The following is a 15,981-nucleotide window of genomic DNA, read 5'->3' as shown; positions in this document are numbered from 1 at the left end:
GGGTGGCCCTTGATTTCACCCAATAACCGAACTTGCCTACACTTTCCCGATCAGTTCCTTACAGACCCATTTGCAGGAGCACCGCGTTTGTTCAAGTTCAAGACCGCGATACTACTGGGGGCGTTGCTGATTCTGGGCAGCAACGAGCTGGAGGCTGCCGCACTACCGGGTGTGCCGGCGGCGGCCACCGCCACGACACCACTGGCCCACCCCGAACCGCTGGTGCAGGGTGGTTTGCTAGGTGCCATCAGTTCGAGCATTGATGAAGTCCAGGGAAAACTGGATCTCAACGAGGACCTGCTGGACGCTTGGCGTCTGCGTGCAGACCGGGCAGCGGTTGAGGTGGATCAACTGGTCAATCACCCGTCGTCCCGCTCGAGCTGGAGCGTGGCGGGGGATTTCCTGCTGTTGTCCGGTGTGTGGATGGGCGTCTTTGCGCTGCTCTGGCTACTGGGAGGGCTGCTCACCAAACGTCTGTGTCAGAACCGTCTGCTGCTCACTCGCGAGCGTGGTCAGGCTTTACTGGGTTATGTGTTGCCCTACACGATTCCGGCGCTGATCAGCCTGCCGCTGACGCTGTATGTCAGCCATTTCTTGCAAGTGTCCGCTGGCCGGGCGCTGGCATTGTGTTTCGCCTATGCCACCAGCAGCGGCATTTTCGCCGCGTCGTTGCTGTTGTCGCTGGTGGTGCTGTTCAACGCTGGTCACAAGCGCCGAGCGGTGCAGATTATTCGTCAGTACAGCCCGCGACCGCTCTTTGTCATCGGCTTCCTAGTGGCCCTGAGCGACGCCTTGACCAGTCCGCAGATCGCCCGCCTGCTCGGTGGCAATCTCACCAGCAGTATCGCGGTGTTCACCGGGATGGCTGCGTCGATCGCATTCGGTCTTCTGGTGTTCAAAATGCGCCGTCCAGTCGCCCATCTGATCCGCATCTTGCCGTTGGCCCAGCGCCTGAGTCAGCCGGCCTTGCGTGAAATGCTGCGGATCTTTTCCGGGCTCTGGTACTGGCCGATTCTGTTGATGGTGCTGGTGTCTGTGATCAACCTGATCGGCATTGGCGATGACAACCAGAAAGTACTGCGCTGTGCGCTGTTTACCACGGTGTTGCTGATTGCGACGGTGTTTCTCAGCACATCGCTGCATCACCTGTTCAAGTCGCGCAGTGAGTTGTCCGTGCGCCGCAGCAGTGCCTACAAAGAACGCTTTCTCAGCCTTTCGCATGCATTGCTGCGCATCGCCTTGGCGATTGTGTTCATCGATGTCCTGGGGCGCATCTGGGGTGTATCGCTGTTCGAATTTGCGGTGAGCAATTCGGTCGGCCGGGCGATCAGCGATTCCCTGAGCCGTATCGGTTTGATTTTCCTGGTGACCTGGATGGTCTGGGTGGTGTTGGACACGGCGATTCAGGAAGCCCTGAAACCACCTGTCAGCAAACGCTCGGCGCGCCAGCCCAGTACCCGGATCAAAACCATCCTGCCGCTGCTGCGCAACGCGATCAAAATCATCCTGGTGGTGATCTGCGCCATCACCACCATGGCGAATCTGGGGATCAACGTTGCACCTTTTCTGGCCGGTGCCGGTGTCGTGGGGCTGGCGATCGGTTTCGGTTCCCAGCAATTGGTGCAGGACGTGATCACCGGGTTGTTCATCATCATCGAAGACACGTTGTCGATTGGCGATTGGGTGGTGCTCGACTCTGGCCACGCCGGCACCGTCGAAGGCCTGACGATCCGCACCTTGCGCCTGCGCGACGGCAAGGGGTTTGTGCATTCGGTGCCGTTCGGTCAGATCAAGGCCGTGACCAATCAATCACGGCAATTCGCCTATGCCTTTTTCTCGGTGCAGTTCACCTACGACACCGATGTCGACAAGGCTATCGAGTTGATCCGCGAGGCCGGGGATTCCATCCGCGAAGACGCGTTCCTCAAGTACAACCTGCAAGGGCCGCTGGATGTGTTTGGTGTCGACAAGATGGACCTCAACGGCGTGGTGCTGACGGCACAGTTCCGCACTGTGTCGGGTGGGCAATACGCAGTGAGTCGCGCGTTCAACCAGCGTTTGAAAAAGCTTGTGGATAACAGCCCATGGGTGCATTTCGCGCAGACTTATCCACAGCAGGTGTTGATGCCCAGACAGGCTGTTGAGTCACTGCAAAGCGATGGGCTTGCATCGGAGCATTCATCGGTGTTCCTGCCGGATCAGCCGAGAACTCAATGATTTGTGTTGGGGCTGATGGCCTCATCGCGAGCAATCGAGCGTCGACCGGCTGCTCCCACATTGGATCAGTGTCTGAGCAAAGTTTTGTGACCGACACAGATCCCTTGTGGGAGCGAGCCTGCTCGCGATGAGGCCGGTGCCGACAACATCAATGCCTGATCAGTTTGTTGTGCAGTTCGGCAGTCGATTGCTGATCCAGCTCCAGCCAGAAAGTCTGCTTGCCAGCGATTTCGGCAGCGGCGGGCAATCCATCGCGATACACCAATCGATTACTCGCCAATGCCGGCACTTTTACTCCCGGTAAAAGCGTCCCGGCGAGGTTCAGCGGATCAACCCCGCACACGGCAATCAAACTCCCGTCATGCGGCCGTCGCCGCACCTCACGCAGTAACGGAATGGCCTCGGGCAACGCAAACTGTTCACCGGCCAAGCCACTGACAAACCGCCCGCCGCGGATCTCGCCTCGCGCTTCCAGTCGATGGAAAGTGCGCAGCAATTCCCGCCAGCTCGGCAACCAATCCGCTTCACGCTCCAGCAAGCGCCAGAACACCACGCCGTAGCGCCGGAGCAAGGTCATGGCGATATGTTCAAGGGTGTCGGTCGGCGTCGGTGCCGGACGTTTGTTATCCACAACCGGAGCTTGCGCGCCGCGTCGCAGCAAGGCCCAGCGCCCGGCATCGTCCATCCCGCCGGCAAACGCTCCGCGCCCGCGTCGGCTGCTGCGATTCTGGCGTTTGCTGGCCGGGGTGATCAGCGCTCGCAGGCCGGCGAAGCTGTCGGCATTCACCAACCCGGCGCCGACCAGTTCCTGCAAGGCGATCTCCAGTTCCGAGCGCAGCAGGTGGGCTTCGTGAGTCAGCTCATCGAAAAACAGCGCGCCGTGTTGGCTCAGGGCTTCGTAGACTTTTTGCGTCTTGGGTGACAGTTCGCTGGCCGGCGTCTGCTCGGTCAACCCGCTCCACAGCCCGACCTGACTGCGCGGTAATAGCAGAATCGGCGTGCTGCGCAACGCCGTGCTGGCGCTCTTGTTACGTGCGGTCAGGCGAGTCCACACCAGTTTGCCGCTGCGACACAGGTCATCCAGCCAACTCGCTGAATAGTCTTTTATTCGCGCCGGCAAAATATCGCTGTCCCAGGCTGAAGCGGCGGCGGGGTAGCCTTCACACTGACCAACAATCGCGGGCAACACTGCGCGGCCCTGACCCTGGCTCGCGGTGGACAGATGCTGCCAGTCGAACAGGAAGCGCATGAAATCCTGCAACGCCACGGGCTCGATTTCCCGCCGCAGACGCTTGACGGTGTAGCGGTGAATTCGCGCCAGCAAATGCCGTTCGCACCATTCTTCCTCCGCCGTGCCGGGCGTGAATTGGCCGCGCAGCACATAGCCTTCGCGCTCCAGTTGCGCCAACGCCTGGGTGGCTTGAGTTGCCGGTAAACCGAGCGGTTCGGCAATCGCGTTCAGCGGCAACGGACCGAACGCACTGAGCCGCGCACGAATCACTTCCAGCACCGCTTCGTCCGCCGTCCAGACTTCATCGAACCCGGGCAACGCCTCCATCGGTGGCTGCAAAATCGCTTGTGGATAAATCGCGCTCAGGCAAGTCAGCCGCTCCAGCGCCAACCACAGCGCTTGGCCGACATCGACTTGCAAGCGGCTGGCGCGACCGCTGTCGGCCAAGGTATTCAGCCAGTCGAGCCAGTCGGGATTGGCCTGGGTTTCGGCGTCGGTGATGCACGCGAGGCTCATCAACGCTTCATGCATTTCATCGACGCCAGTTGGCGTTGGCCAGGCTTCCTCGCGTACGGCTTGAATCGCGTCCGCATCCAGCGCACCGAGGTCGTCGGTGGACTGCGGATCGCTCCAGCGGCGGTTGAGCACTGCTTGAGTGCGGCGCTCTTCCAGCGGCGCATCGTCGAGAAAGGTGTAGGGGCGGGCGCTGAGAATTTCCGCTGCCAGCGGCGAGGGCGCCGGCAGGTCGCGGCTGATCAGGCGGATGTCGCCACGTTCCATACGCCGCAACAACGCCAGCCAGCCCTCGCTGTCCATGGCCTCGTGCAGGCAGTCGTCGAGGGTTTGTTCCACCAGTGGGTGGTCGGGAATTTCCCGTTCGCCGGCGAGGTTTTCCACGCAGGCAATCTGATCGGGAAACACGCTGGCGATCAGGTCTTCGCTTTTCATCCGCTGGATCTGCGGCGGGACTTTGCGTCCGCCACTGTAGCGCGGCAGCGCCAGAGCGACCCCGGCATTCCAGCGCCAACGCACGCCGAACAGCGGTGCATCGAGCACGGCTTGAATCAGGGTGTGCTCGGCGCTGTTGCTGTGCAAATAACGCCAGACATCATCGAGTTCAAAACTGTGGCTGGTGGACAGCGACAGGACGATGGCGTCTTCGCTGGCGGCGGCCTGCAACTCGAAATTGAAAGTGCGGCAGAAGCGCTTGCGCAAGGCCAGGCCCCAGGCGCGGTTGATGCGGCTGCCGAACGGCGTGTGGATGATCAATTGCGTGCCGCCGGACTCGTCGAAAAAACGCTCCATCAGCAGCGTGTCTTGTGACGGCAGGGCGCCGAGGGTCAGGCGCGCACGGGCCAGGTAATCGACCAATTGTTCGGCACTGGCCAGGTTCAGGCCGAGGGTGTCGGTCAGCCAGTCGGTCGCGGGCTGCAAGTGACCGGGGGTGGCGCCGAGCAGCTCATCGAGTTGCGCTTGCAGGCGGGCCACGGCAAACGACAGTTCAGCGCTGCGCCCCGGCGCTTCGCCGAGCCAGAATGGAATGGTCGGCGGTTGGCCCTGAGCGTCTTCGACCCGGACCTTGCCGGTTTCGACCCGCAGGATTCGGTAGGAAGTGTTGCCCAATTGGAAGACATCCCCGGCGATGCTTTCCACCGCAAAGTCCTCGTTGACGCTGCCGATGTTCAGCCCTTGGGGTTCGAGTAAAACGCTGTAGTCGGCGTTGTCCGGGATCGTCCCGCCGCTGGTCACGGCGGTCAGCTTGGCGCCCCGGCGACCGCGCAGGGTGCGGGTCACGGCGTCGCGGTGCAGGTAAGCGCTGCGGATGCCCAGGCGGCCGTTGTAGCCTTCGGCGAGCATCTGCAGCAGCGCTTGATAGTGTTTTTCGTCGAGTTCGCTGTACGGCGAGGCGTTGCGGAACATCTCCAGCAACGCCTGCTCCTGCCATTCCTGGCAACTGACCTCGGCGATGATTTGCTGGGCCAGCACGTCCAGCGGTGCCTTGGGGATCAGCAAAGTGTCGAGTTCGCCGCGCCGCACACAGTCGAGCAGCGCGGCGCATTCGATCAGGTCGTCGCGGGTGGTGGCGAACAAACGGCCCTTGGGCGTGCCGCCGACCTGGTGCCCGGAGCGGCCGACCCGTTGCAGAAACCCGGCGATCGAGCGTGGCGAGGCAATCTGGCAGACCAGGTCGACATCGCCGATATCGATCCCCAGCTCCAGGGACGCCGTGGCGATCAGCACTTGCAGGTCGCCGCGCTTGAGCCGCTGTTCGGCGTCGAGACGAAACTCCTTGGCCAGACTGCCGTGGTGGGCGGCCACCGCCTCCTTGCCGAGACGTTCGCTCAAGTGACGGCTCAGGCGTTCGGCGAGGCGTCGGGTGTTGACGAAAATCAGCGTGGTGCGGTGTTCGCGGGCGAGGGTGGCGAGGCGGTCGTAGACCAGTTCCCAAATGTCGTTGGCCATCACCGCCGATAAGGGCACGGGCGGCACTTCGATGTCCAGATCCCGCGGGCGGGCGTGGCCGATGTCGATGATTTCGCACGTGCGACCACGGCCAACCAGAAACTGCGAGACGGCTTCGATGGGTTTTTGCGTGGCAGACAGGCCAATCCGCATCAGCGGTTGCGCGCACAACGCTTGCAGCCGCTCGAGGCTCAAAGCCAGATGGCTGCCGCGCTTGCTGGCGGCGATCGCGTGAATCTCGTCGACGATCACGGTGCGGGCAGTGCTGAGCATTTGTCGACCGGAGTCGGAACCAAGCAACACGTAAAGGGATTCCGGGGTGGTCACCAGAATGTGTGGCGCGGTCTTGCGCATCGCCGAGCGGTCTTTTTGTGGGGTATCGCCGGTGCGCACGGCGGTGTTGATCTGCAATTGCGGCAAGCCCATCGCGCGTAACTGCTCGGTGATGCCGGCCAGCGGGTCTTGCAGGTTGATCTGAATGTCGTTGGACAAAGCCTTGAGCGGCGAGACGTAGACCACCAAGGTTTCATCCGGCAGATGACCGCCGTTGGCCATTGCGCGGTGGACCAGATCGTCGATGACTGCGAGGAACGCGGTGAGGGTCTTGCCGGAGCCCGTGGGGGCGGCGACCAGGGTCGAACGGTGCTGGCGGATCAACGGCCACGCTCGGGCCTGGGCGGCGGTGACCGTCGGGAAGGTGTTGCTGAACCAGGCGCTGACGGCGGGGTGGAAGCCTGCCAGGGCGCTGTCCGTCGGGATTGGCAGATTCATGCAGCAATTTATGCGGGCGAGCCGGGGAAGTTGCAAGTACCGCTCGGGATCTGCGTCGTTGCTGAGGGCCCTATCGCGAGCAAGCTCGCTCCCACAAGGGATCTGCGGCATACACAAAGCCAATGTGGGAGCGAGCTTGCTCGCGATAGGGCCGGAACAGGCGCCGCCGTTCTCAGGTATCTACACTTTACGGATGACGGTTGCGCACTAAACCCGCAAAATGCAACGATTCCGGCAACTATCGACGGCATCGCCCGCGAGCGGTGTCGATAAAGCCATTGTTTCAATCAGACTGGGCCTGCTGACTCTATGCGAATGCGCCTTATGTTACTGGGCGGCGGAAATGCCCTTGGGCAGGCGCTGATTCGCCTCGGTGCGGAGGAAGACATCGGCTTCCTCGCCCCCCGCCCACCGCAAGACGGCTGGGACGCCGCGACCCTGACGCAACTGCTCGACGACACCCGTCCGGATGCGTTGATCAACCTCGCCTATTACTTCGACTGGTTTCAGGCGGAGACGGTCAGCGAACAGCGTCTGGCCGGGCAGGAGCGGGCGATCGAGCGTCTGGCCGAACTGTGCCAGCATCACAACATCGTGCTGCTGCAACCGTCGAGCTATCGCGTGTTCGATGGCTCCCGGGCGACCGCTTACAGCGAAAAAGACGAACCGGTGCCCTTGGGCCTGCGCGGTCAGGCCTTGTGGCGGATCGAACAAAGCGTCCGCGCCACCTGCCCGCAACACGTGTTGCTGCGATTCGGCTGGCTGCTGGATGACAGCCCCGACGGCACCCTCGGGCGTTTCCTGGGTCGTGCCGAACTGCCTGAAGAATTGCTGATGGCCGATGACCGCCGGGGCAATCCGACGCCGGTGGATGACGCCGCGCGGGTGATCATCTCGGTCCTCAAGCAACTCGATTGCTCGGCGCCGCTGTGGGGCACCTACCATTACGCCGGGCATGAGGCGACCACGCCGCTGGCGCTTGGGCAGGCGATCCTCACCGAAGCACGCGCGCTGCATCCGCTGGCCATCGAAGCGCCGACCGCCCAGGCTCACGCCGCGCGGCCCGACGCTGCCGAAGAGCCGCAGCACGCGGTGCTGGCCTGCAAGAAAATTCTGCACACTTTCGGGATCAAACCCCGCGCCTGGCGTGCGGCACTCCCGGGCTTACTGGATAGGTTTTATCGCCATGGCTGACGGCCCTGTTTTAATCACCGGCGGCGCCGGTTTCATTGGCTCGCACCTCACCGATGCCTTACTCGCCAAGGGCCATTCGGTGCGCATTCTCGATGACCTCTCCACCGGCAAACGCAGCAACTTGCCGCTGGACAATCCCGGCGTCGAACTGATCGTGGGTGATGTCGCCGACGCCGCGCTGGTAGCGCAGGCGATGGTCGGTTGCAGCGCTGTGGCGCACCTGGCCGCAGTGGCGTCGGTGCAGGCGTCGGTGGATGACCCGGTGAAGACTCACCAGAGCAATTTCATTGGCTCACTGAATGTCTGCGAAGCCATGCGCCAGACCGGCGTCAAACGCGTGCTGTACGCGTCCAGCGCAGCGGTCTACGGCAACAATGGCGAAGGCGAGTCGATCGATGAAGACACGCCCAAGGCACCGTTGACGCCTTACGCTTCGGACAAATTGGCGAGCGAGCATTACTTCGATTTTTACCGTCGCCAGCATGGTCTGGAACCGGTGATTTTCCGCTTCTTCAACATCTTCGGCCCGCGCCAGGATCCGTCCTCGCCGTACTCCGGGGTGATCAGTATTTTCAGCGAGCGCGCGCAGAAGGGCCTGCCGATCACTGTGTTCGGTGACGGTGAGCAGACTCGCGATTTCGTCTACGTCGAAGACCTGGTCGACTTGTTGGTGCAAGCGATCGAGAAACCGCAGGTCGAAGTCGGCGCGGTGAACGTCGGCTGGAACCAGGCCACGACCCTCAAGCAAATGCTTGAAGCCCTTGAAGCGGTGGTCGGTCAATTGCCGCCGGTGAGCTATGGCCCGGCGCGCTCCGGTGACATCCGCCACTCGCGAGCGAACAATCAGCGTTTGCTGGAGCGCTTTACCTACCCGGAGCAGACACCGATGCGTGTCGGCCTGGCGCGGTTGTTGGGGCGCTGAGGTTTACGCAGTCATGAAAAAGGCGCCTATGAAGGCGCCTTTTTTGTAGCTCAGACATCGATCGTATGGCTGATGCAGTCCCCTGTGGCGAGGGAGCTTGCTCCCGCTGGCCGGTCCGCGCTCGGGCGTAGCAGTCGCAACCCCGTCGATGCGGTGTGCCGGATGACTCAAGGTGGCAGGTTTTGGGTCTGCTTCTCAGCCCAGCGGGAGCAAGCTCCCTCGCCACAAAAGCCGGCCAGATATTTCTTAGAACTTGTAACCCAGGCCAACCATGTAGATGAACGGGTCTACGTCCACATCGACCTTGGCGCGAGTGCCTTGTGCCACCGCGTTATTTTGCACCGTCGCGGTGGTGTCGATGTCGATGTAGCGCACCTGGGCGTTGATCATGATGTTGTCGGTCAGCATGTAGTCGGCGCCGACCTGGAACGCCATGCCCCAGGAGTTATCCGCCTTGAAGTTGGTGAAGCCGTTGGCGCTGGCTTCGCTGCCAACGTGCTCGTCGTAGATCCAGGTGTAGTTAATACCGGCACCGACATACGGCTGGAATGCGGACTTGGCGTCCAGTGGGTAATACACAACGCTCAGCGTCGGTGGCAGGTGTTTCAGCGTACCGAGTTTGCCATTGGCCGCGCCGAGGGCGGTGCCTTTGAGCTTCACGTCATGCTCGAACGGCGAGGCCGCCAGCAGTTCGATCCCCCAGTGGCTGTTGAGCATGTAAGCGAAGTTCAGACCCAGTTGCGTGTCGCTGCTCATGGTGGCCTTGCCGCCCAGATCGGCCCCCTTCAGCGGACCTTGATCAACCTTTACGCTGGAGCTGTCGGCTTTCGGGTTGACGGTGATTGCACCGGCACGAACGATGATATCGCCGGCTTCGTGGGCGTAGGCTAGCGGTGCTGTGAGCGCGAGGGCAAACAGCGAAGCGCAGAGCTTGGACTTGTGCATGGAGGGCTCCAAAGGACGTTAAAAATGTTCGATGTCCAATGGTACGGAGGCGTCTGGCACGGTCTTTTGACTCAGCTCAATGAAACAGTGATGGCCCTGATTTTGTTGGCGTCTCTGATGGCCTCATCGCGAGCAAGCTCGCTCCCACAAGGACCACACTGAATCTGTGGGAGCGAGCTTGCTCGCGATGGCTATCTAACAAGCAACACTGAGCTCCCGGGTTCACTCCGGCAATTCATATACATAAATCTTGTCGGCCTCCATCTGATACCCGGCATCCGCCAACTCGCTGGTCGACGCTTTAACCTGCAATGCCCCTTCGATCCAGTACGGCTGATACAACTCGTCGAGCTTCACACCCACTTCGCTTTTGACATGCACGATCTGGTTCGACGGCGGTGGCGGCACATGGATGCAGGCGCCGAAATACGGCACCAGCAGAAAATCAGTGGTGCGACCTTCTTCACTCACTTCCAGCGGCACGATGTAGCCCGGCAGCCGAATGTTCTGACCGTCGAGGCTTTTCACCACCGGTGCATTGGGCATGTCTTGCTTGGCCGCGGGTGCCGATTCGGCGGCCAACGCGTTGCCCATCTGCGACAGGTCGTGCAGCGGCGTCATGTTCGGCACTTCCGGTGCGGCGTCCGGCGGGATCATTTCCGACCAGGTCAGGTCTTTCGGCTCGGCCGCCCACAGGGGCAAGGCGACCAGCATCAACAGCGCAAATACGGCGCGGGGCATGTTCAACGTCCTCATAAACGGATCGACAGGCCATCGGCCAGGGATTGGCGATACGCGCGCCAGGCCGGCACGCTGCCCATCAGTAACGCGGCGATCAGGATGCCACCGAGCAGCGTCCATTCATATTGGCTCGGCCAGGCGAGCGGCAGGTACAAGCCGTAATTGGCTTGCACATAACCTTGGGCCAGGGCGATGCCCACATACAAAAGCGCCACCCCGGCAATCACGCCCGACAGCGCCAGGGCAAACGCCTCCAGCACCAGCAAGGTCGCGATGTGCCACGGGCGGGCACCCACCGAACGCAGAATCGCCATCTCCCGACGGCGTTCGTTGAGGCTGGTGAGGATTGCCGTGAGCATGCCGATCAACCCGGTCAGCACCACGAACAGCGAGACCACGAACAAGGCTTTTTCCGCGGTGCTCATCAAACTCCACAGCTCTTGCAGCGCCACGCCCGGCAGGATCGCCAGCATCGGTTCACCGCGAAATTCATTGATCTCGCGCTGCAGCGCGAAGGTCGAAATCTTGCTGTTGAGGCCGAGCATGAACGCGGTGATCGCTTGCGGCGTCAGGTCCATGTTACGCGCCTGATCGGCGCTGATCCGACCTTCGCCCCGGGCCGGGACGCCGTTGTGCCAGTCGATGTGAATCGCTTCCATGCCGCCGAGGCTGATGTGCAACGTGCGGTCCACCGGGGTGCCGGTGCGTTTGAGAATGCCGACCACGGTGAACGGTTTGTCGTCGTGCTTGACCAGGCTGATCACTGCCACACCGTGGGCCAGCACCAGTTTGTCGCCGAGTTTGTAGTGCAGCGCGTCGGCCACTTCGGCACCGAGTACCACTTCAAACGGATCGGTGGCGAAGGCGCGGCCGTCGGCCAGTTCCAGGTGTTGCTGATGACCGTACTGATAGTGCTCGAAGTACGCCTCGGTGGTGCCCATCACCCGATAACCGCGATGGGAGTCGCCGAGGGACATCGGGATCGCCCACTTTACTTTCGGGTTGTTGGCGAAGTGTTCGAAGCTGTCCCAACGGATGTTGTTGGTGGCGTTGCCGATGCGGAACACCGAGTACAGCAGCAGGTTCACCGAACCGGAACGCGCGCCGACAATCAGGTCGGTGCCGCTGATGGTGCTGGCGAAACTGGCCTTGGCTTCGGTGCGCACCCGTTCCACGGCCAATAGCAGGCAGACCGACAAGGCAATGGCGAACGCGGTGAGGATCGCGGTGAAGCGGCGGTTAGCCAGGCTGGCCATGGCTAGACGAAACAAATACATCTCAGACCTCGGACGGGGTGGCGGCGCGATTGAGATCGGCCAGCGACAAGTGGCGATCGAACAGCGGTGCCAGGCTCTGGTCATGGCTGACAAACAGCAGGCTCGACCCGGCTTCGCGGCATTCGGCGAACAGCAAGCGAAGGAAGTTCTCGCGGGCGTCGTAATCCAGGGCCGAGGTCGGTTCGTCGGCGATCACCAATTCAGGCTGACCGATCAACGCGCGCGCAGCGGCAACCCGTTGCTGCTGACCGATGGACAGCGAATCGGCGCGACGACTGAGGATGCTTTCATCCTTCAGGCCCAAGTGGGCGAGGAGGGTGGCCGCCGCCTGATCGACGCTGCCGTGGCGCTGGATCGCCCGTTCCGCGCGCAGTTTGGAAAAGTGGCAGGGCAACTCTACGTTTTCGCGCACCGAGAGAAACGGCAGCAAGTTGAACTGCTGGAAGATGTAGCCGGTGTGATCGACCCGGAAGCGGTCGCGAGCGCCAGCACCGAGTTCGGTCAGTTCCTGGCCGAGCAATCGGATGCTGCCGCGATCGGGCTTCTGCACACCACCGAGCAGGCCGAGCAGGGTGGTCTTGCCGCTGCCGCTGGGACCTTTGAGGAACAAGGTTTCGCCGGGTTCCAGGCGAAACGCCGGGATATCCAGCAGCGGCGGATGACCGGGCCAGCTGAAGCCCAGGTCGGACAGTTCGATGAGTGCTTGGGTCATAGCGCCGATTTCATGGGTTTTGGGTACTTGTCTCAATATCACATCCAACACAAACCCCTGTGGGAGCGAGCTTGCTCGCGATGAGGCCATAACATTCAGCATCTATGTTGACTGTGACGCCGCTATCGCGAGCAAGCTCGCTCCCACTTTGGTTCTGCGGTGGGTTTAGAATTTCAGGGCGGCAGCCTTGGCCGTCACTTCAACCCCTTGCTGCCCGCTCGGGCTGATCAGTTGTACCTGAATCTTCTGGGTCGCGGGGAAGGTGTTGAAGATGTTCGCCAGGTCCAGGTTTTTCAGCGCGCCCGGTGCCGAGCAACTGAATTGATAATGCGCGTGGATTTCGCTGTGGTCGTGGTGATGCTCGTCCTTGCCCTCCTCATCGTGATCATCATCGGCATCGGGCTTGTCGCCGAACAACGGACTTTCCAGTTCCTGAGTCGCAACCACGCAACCGGCGGCTTTCGGCAGGTTGAACAGCACCATCGGTTTCTCTAGCTGCGCACGAACGGCGGCGACTTTGGCTTTGTCGGCGTCGGTGGCAGCAGCGTGTTCGAAACCCACCAGGTTCATCGCCGGGCTTTCCAGTTCCAGCTCCAGGGTCTGACCGTCCAGCGCTGCGTTCAGGCGACCGACACCATGTTCGTGGGCGCCGAGGCTGCCGTGCTCATGATCATGTTCATCGGCAGCGTGGGCGACGGCCAGCGGCAACAGGGCAAACGGCAGAGCGAGAAGCAGACGGCGCATGGCGGGTCTCCGAAAAGTAAAATGAAGAATTTGTTATGTAATCTTATAACGTAAGTGGCGAGAGTTTGACCGCCTGCTTGGCGTTGCACAAGTCCCATGGGAGCATGCAAGTCAGAAATGTGCAGGAGCAGACTTATGTTGCGTATACGCGGAAGTATCGGCGACTGGCCGGTGGATTTGACGCTGGAGATGGATGACGGCGACTGGGCGCGGCTCGGTGCGCAGTTGCAGGTGGTGAAACCGGAGGCCAGTGTGGCACCGGCAAAACCGATCAATCAGGATGATGCGCTGTGGCAGATCGCCAAGGATTTGTTGCGCGAGGCCGGGCAATTGAGCGGACCGGATTTACTGGATCAGCTGGAAGGACTGACCGGCAGCGCGGCGTCAGGCAAACGCTTGCTGGTGCGTTTGCGCCACTGCTCTGATGTGAAAGTGACGAGCGGCGGAGATACGCCGCTCTACAGCTGGATCGAGTAAATCGCAAAGATCGCAGCCTCGCTTCACTCGACAGCTCCTACAGGGAAACAAGATCCCATGTAGGAGCTGTCGAGTGAAACGAGGCTGCGATCTTTTGATCTTTCAATAAAGAGCAGCAAACAACTTGCGGCGGTACGTCGTCACCAGCGGGTGATCGTTGCCCAGCAGTTCGAACACCTGCAGCAAGGTCTTGTGCGGCAAGCCTTCGTTGTAACTGCGATTGCGCACGAACAGCTTGAGCAACGCATCCAGCGCCGCGTCGTACTGCTGACGGGCCAGTTGCTGGATCGCCAGCTGATAAACCGCTTCATCGTCCTGCGGATTTTTTGCCAGGCGCGCTTTCAGGTCTGCCGCATCTGGCAAATCCTTGGCCTGGCCTAGGAACTGGATCTGCGCCTTGGCGCCGGCGAGGGCAGCCTTGTGCTCATCGCTCGTGACCGCATCGAGCACGATTTGCGCTTCGCCCAGCTCGCCACGTTCAGTGAGGCAGCGAGCGTAGAGAATCAGCGCCTTGGCATTGGTGTTGTCTTCGCCCAGTAGCACTTTCAGTGCGGCTTCGGCGTCGGCAAAGCGGTTGTCATCAAACAGCGCCTGAGCCTGTTCGAACGGATCGGCGGCAGCCGGTGGCGGCATTTGCACGTGAGGTTCAAGCATCGCGCGCACGGCGGATTCCGGCTGTGCTCCGGCGAAACCATCCACGGGCTGACCGTCCTTGAACAGCACCACCGTCGGCAGGCTGCGAATGCCGAAGCGCGAAACGATGTCCGGCTCGACGTCGCAGTTGACCTTGGCCAGCAGCAACTCACCCTGATAGCTCTCGGCGATGGTTTGCAGCATCGGCATCAAGGCCTTGCACGGCGCACACCATTCGGCCCAGAAATCCACCAGCACCGGTTTGTGGAAAGAGTTCTCGATCACCGATTGCTCGAAATCGGCAGTCGTGGCGTCGAAGATGTACGGCGTTTCCTGACTCATGGGGGATCTCTTGGAAGCGTGAATGGGGCAACTATACGGCTTGGTGGGGGGCGGCCGGAAGCGGGGTGGCCTTAAGTCTTCCGGTGCCTGATAAACCGTCATCGCGAGCAAGCTCGCTCCCACAGGGATTTTCGGGATGACATAGATCCAGTGTGGGAGCGAGCTTGCTCGCGATGCTTTTAGCCGCGCTGCGCGTGGTAGAGGCTCACATGCCGAAACTCTTCGGGCTCGGCCAGATCGGGCAGGGTCATCGCCTCCAGCATCTCGATGCGTCGATACAACGGATGGCGAAAATCCCTCACGCGCGAATCGGCCACCAGGGCTTGCTGGCCGCGACTCAGGAATTCATCGAGCAACGGCAGATTCGCCCGGTCGTACAACACGTCGGCCACCAGAATCAGATCAAACCGATCCGCCTCGGCAAAAAAGTCCGTGGAGTAGTTGAGGTGTACGTCATTGAGTTCGGCATTCGCCCGACACGCGGCAATCGCCAGCGGGTCGAGGTCACAGGCCACCACTTCGAGCGCGCCAGCCTTGACGGCCGCGATCCCCGCCACCCCGGAACCGGCACCGAAATCCAGCACCCGTTTGCCTTTGACCCACTCGGGGAATTCGGCGAGATAACGGGCGACCGCCAGGCCACTGGCCCAGCAAAAACTCCAATAAGGCGGCTCATGGAGAATTCGCCGGGTTTCTTCCGGGCTGAACGCGCGGTCCATGTTGTCGCCGTCGATCAGCCAAAGCTTCAGGTCGGTGTCCGGCAATTCACAGGCAACCAGTTGTGCGTCACCGAGCAACTCACCCAACGCCTGTTGCAGGTCGAGCGGTGCAATCATGGCGCTTTGACGAATTGCAGCTGACCCAGCGCTTGCGTCGTTGGCTGGCTGATGACTTGCGACGGCAGATGCAAAATCAGCTGGCCGGACTGGCTGGCGCGGCCCCGCAGTTCAACGCGGGCACCGACCGGGAAGGATTCCGGGTTGAAACGCAGGTGAAACGGCAGAATCTGATTGGTGCCGATCAGGCTGGAACTGGCCAGCAATTGTTGCGGGCGGTCCTTGTCATCGATCACCAGCAGCGCCAGTTCGACTTCGGCACCGGCCGGCACGCCTTGCAGGGTGCCGCTCAATTCACGCTGATAAGCGGGCAGCGGGCCGAGGTTGGCCGATTCCCTGGCTTTCTTCTGTGCCTGTTGTGGCGCGGGGCCTGGCGTCGGCGGCTGGGGCTTGGGCGCATCGCTGCTGCAGGCCACCAGCAGGCTGAAAAGACTGAGCAAAACGAGCGGTCTTAGGGACATTTTCGGCTCCAGCAA

At 61.4% G+C, this 15,981-nt stretch carries 13 protein-coding genes; 4 read left to right on the top strand and 9 right to left on the bottom strand.

Annotation, left to right across the window (positions count from 1 at the left end):
- Positions 1 to 87: 87 nt before the first annotated feature.
- On the top strand, positions 88 to 2,217 hold the full coding sequence (locus tag VD17_RS06830) for a mechanosensitive ion channel family protein (RefSeq protein WP_046053237.1): 2,130 nt from the start codon (positions 88 to 90) through the stop codon (positions 2,215 to 2,217).
- A gap of 148 nt (positions 2,218 to 2,365) precedes the next feature.
- Here the strand turns inward: VD17_RS06830 and VD17_RS06825 are convergent, their stop codons facing one another.
- On the bottom strand, positions 2,366 to 6,682 hold the full coding sequence (locus VD17_RS06825) for an Lhr family helicase (protein ID WP_046053236.1): 4,317 nt from the start codon (positions 6,680 to 6,682) through the stop codon (positions 2,366 to 2,368).
- Between the two features lie 309 nt (positions 6,683 to 6,991).
- Here VD17_RS06825 and VD17_RS06820 point away from each other — a divergent pair, with 309 nt between their 5' ends.
- Together VD17_RS06820 and VD17_RS06815 are read left to right on the top strand one after the other, a co-directional pair.
- Positions 6,992 to 7,876: a sugar nucleotide-binding protein gene (locus VD17_RS06820; protein WP_046053235.1), complete on the top strand. Its 885-nt coding sequence runs from the start codon at positions 6,992 to 6,994 to the stop codon at positions 7,874 to 7,876.
- On the top strand, positions 7,869 to 8,798 hold the full coding sequence (locus tag VD17_RS06815; protein WP_046053234.1) for an NAD-dependent epimerase/dehydratase family protein: 930 nt from the start codon (positions 7,869 to 7,871) through the stop codon (positions 8,796 to 8,798). Before VD17_RS06820 ends, VD17_RS06815 begins: the two co-directional genes overlap by 8 nt.
- A 246-nt stretch (positions 8,799 to 9,044) precedes the next feature.
- Here the strand turns inward: VD17_RS06815 and VD17_RS06810 are convergent, their stop codons facing one another.
- The 5 genes from VD17_RS06810 to VD17_RS06790 all read right to left on the bottom strand — a co-directional run bounded on the left by VD17_RS06810 (position 9,045) and on the right by VD17_RS06790 (position 13,217).
- Positions 9,045 to 9,743, bottom strand: a complete 699-nt coding sequence (locus VD17_RS06810; RefSeq protein ID WP_046053233.1) for an OmpW/AlkL family protein — start codon at positions 9,741 to 9,743, stop codon at positions 9,045 to 9,047.
- Between the two features lie 222 nt (positions 9,744 to 9,965).
- Positions 9,966 to 10,484 carry a DUF3299 domain-containing protein gene (locus VD17_RS06805; RefSeq protein WP_046053232.1) on the bottom strand — a complete coding sequence of 173 codons (519 nt, stop codon included), beginning with the start codon at positions 10,482 to 10,484 and terminating at the stop codon, positions 9,966 to 9,968.
- A gap of 11 nt (positions 10,485 to 10,495) precedes the next feature.
- Positions 10,496 to 11,761 carry an ABC transporter permease gene (locus tag VD17_RS06800; RefSeq protein ID WP_046053231.1) on the bottom strand — a complete coding sequence of 422 codons (1,266 nt, stop codon included), beginning with the start codon at positions 11,759 to 11,761 and terminating at the stop codon, positions 10,496 to 10,498.
- A gap of 1 nt (position 11,762) precedes the next feature.
- The gene (locus VD17_RS06795; RefSeq protein WP_033059437.1) at positions 11,763 to 12,473 is read right to left on the bottom strand and encodes an ABC transporter ATP-binding protein; all 711 of its coding nucleotides are present in this window, start codon (positions 12,471 to 12,473) and stop codon (positions 11,763 to 11,765) included.
- 165 nt (positions 12,474 to 12,638) lie between these two features.
- A complete protein-coding gene (locus VD17_RS06790; RefSeq protein WP_046053230.1) occupies positions 12,639 to 13,217 on the bottom strand; it encodes a DUF2796 domain-containing protein in 579 nt (192 codons plus the stop codon).
- A gap of 135 nt (positions 13,218 to 13,352) precedes the next feature.
- Here VD17_RS06790 and VD17_RS06785 point away from each other — a divergent pair, with 135 nt between their 5' ends.
- Positions 13,353 to 13,694, top strand: coding sequence for a hypothetical protein (locus VD17_RS06785; RefSeq protein WP_046053229.1), 342 nt, complete (start codon positions 13,353 to 13,355; stop codon positions 13,692 to 13,694).
- 102 nt (positions 13,695 to 13,796) lie between these two features.
- Here the strand turns inward: VD17_RS06785 and trxA are convergent, their stop codons facing one another.
- From trxA to VD17_RS06770, 3 genes are all read right to left on the bottom strand, one after another.
- Positions 13,797 to 14,669 carry a thioredoxin gene (gene trxA, locus VD17_RS06780; RefSeq protein ID WP_046053228.1) on the bottom strand — a complete coding sequence of 291 codons (873 nt, stop codon included), beginning with the start codon at positions 14,667 to 14,669 and terminating at the stop codon, positions 13,797 to 13,799.
- A 179-nt stretch (positions 14,670 to 14,848) separates the two neighbouring features.
- On the bottom strand, positions 14,849 to 15,505 hold the full coding sequence (locus VD17_RS06775; protein ID WP_046053227.1) for a class I SAM-dependent methyltransferase: 657 nt from the start codon (positions 15,503 to 15,505) through the stop codon (positions 14,849 to 14,851).
- Complete coding sequence (locus tag VD17_RS06770; RefSeq protein ID WP_046053261.1) at positions 15,502 to 15,966, bottom strand: YbaY family lipoprotein; 465 nt, start codon at positions 15,964 to 15,966, stop codon at positions 15,502 to 15,504. Before VD17_RS06770 ends, VD17_RS06775 begins: the two co-directional genes overlap by 4 nt.
- Positions 15,967 to 15,981 lie beyond the last annotated feature (15 nt).

This window comes from Pseudomonas fluorescens (assembly GCF_000968015.1).
Taxonomy (GTDB): domain Bacteria; phylum Pseudomonadota; class Gammaproteobacteria; order Pseudomonadales; family Pseudomonadaceae; genus Aquipseudomonas; species Aquipseudomonas fluorescens_W.
The sequence above is the reverse complement of the archived record's forward strand: the minus strand, read 5'-3'. Positions and strand labels throughout refer to the sequence as shown.

What these genes read in the sequence shown, in the direction of transcription:
- VD17_RS06820 (WP_046053235.1), top strand. Translation starts at nt 6,992, where the DNA reads ATGCGAATGCGCCTTATGTTACTGGGCGGCGGAAATGCCCTTGGGCAG.
- VD17_RS06790 (WP_046053230.1), bottom strand. Translation starts at nt 13,217, where the DNA reads ATGCGCCGTCTGCTTCTCGCTCTGCCGTTTGCCCTGTTGCCGCTGGCC.
- VD17_RS06815 (WP_046053234.1), top strand. Translation starts at nt 7,869, where the DNA reads ATGGCTGACGGCCCTGTTTTAATCACCGGCGGCGCCGGTTTCATTGGC.
- VD17_RS06825 (WP_046053236.1), bottom strand. Translation starts at nt 6,682, where the DNA reads ATGAATCTGCCAATCCCGACGGACAGCGCCCTGGCAGGCTTCCACCCC.
- VD17_RS06775 (WP_046053227.1), bottom strand. Translation starts at nt 15,505, where the DNA reads ATGATTGCACCGCTCGACCTGCAACAGGCGTTGGGTGAGTTGCTCGGT.
- VD17_RS06805 (WP_046053232.1), bottom strand. Translation starts at nt 10,484, where the DNA reads ATGCCCCGCGCCGTATTTGCGCTGTTGATGCTGGTCGCCTTGCCCCTG.
- VD17_RS06770 (WP_046053261.1), bottom strand. Translation starts at nt 15,966, where the DNA reads ATGTCCCTAAGACCGCTCGTTTTGCTCAGTCTTTTCAGCCTGCTGGTG.
- VD17_RS06795 (WP_033059437.1), bottom strand. Translation starts at nt 12,473, where the DNA reads ATGACCCAAGCACTCATCGAACTGTCCGACCTGGGCTTCAGCTGGCCC.
- trxA (WP_046053228.1), bottom strand. Translation starts at nt 14,669, where the DNA reads ATGAGTCAGGAAACGCCGTACATCTTCGACGCCACGACTGCCGATTTC.
- VD17_RS06800 (WP_046053231.1), bottom strand. Translation starts at nt 11,761, where the DNA reads ATGTATTTGTTTCGTCTAGCCATGGCCAGCCTGGCTAACCGCCGCTTC.
- VD17_RS06810 (WP_046053233.1), bottom strand. Translation starts at nt 9,743, where the DNA reads ATGCACAAGTCCAAGCTCTGCGCTTCGCTGTTTGCCCTCGCGCTCACA.
- VD17_RS06785 (WP_046053229.1), top strand. Translation starts at nt 13,353, where the DNA reads ATGTTGCGTATACGCGGAAGTATCGGCGACTGGCCGGTGGATTTGACG.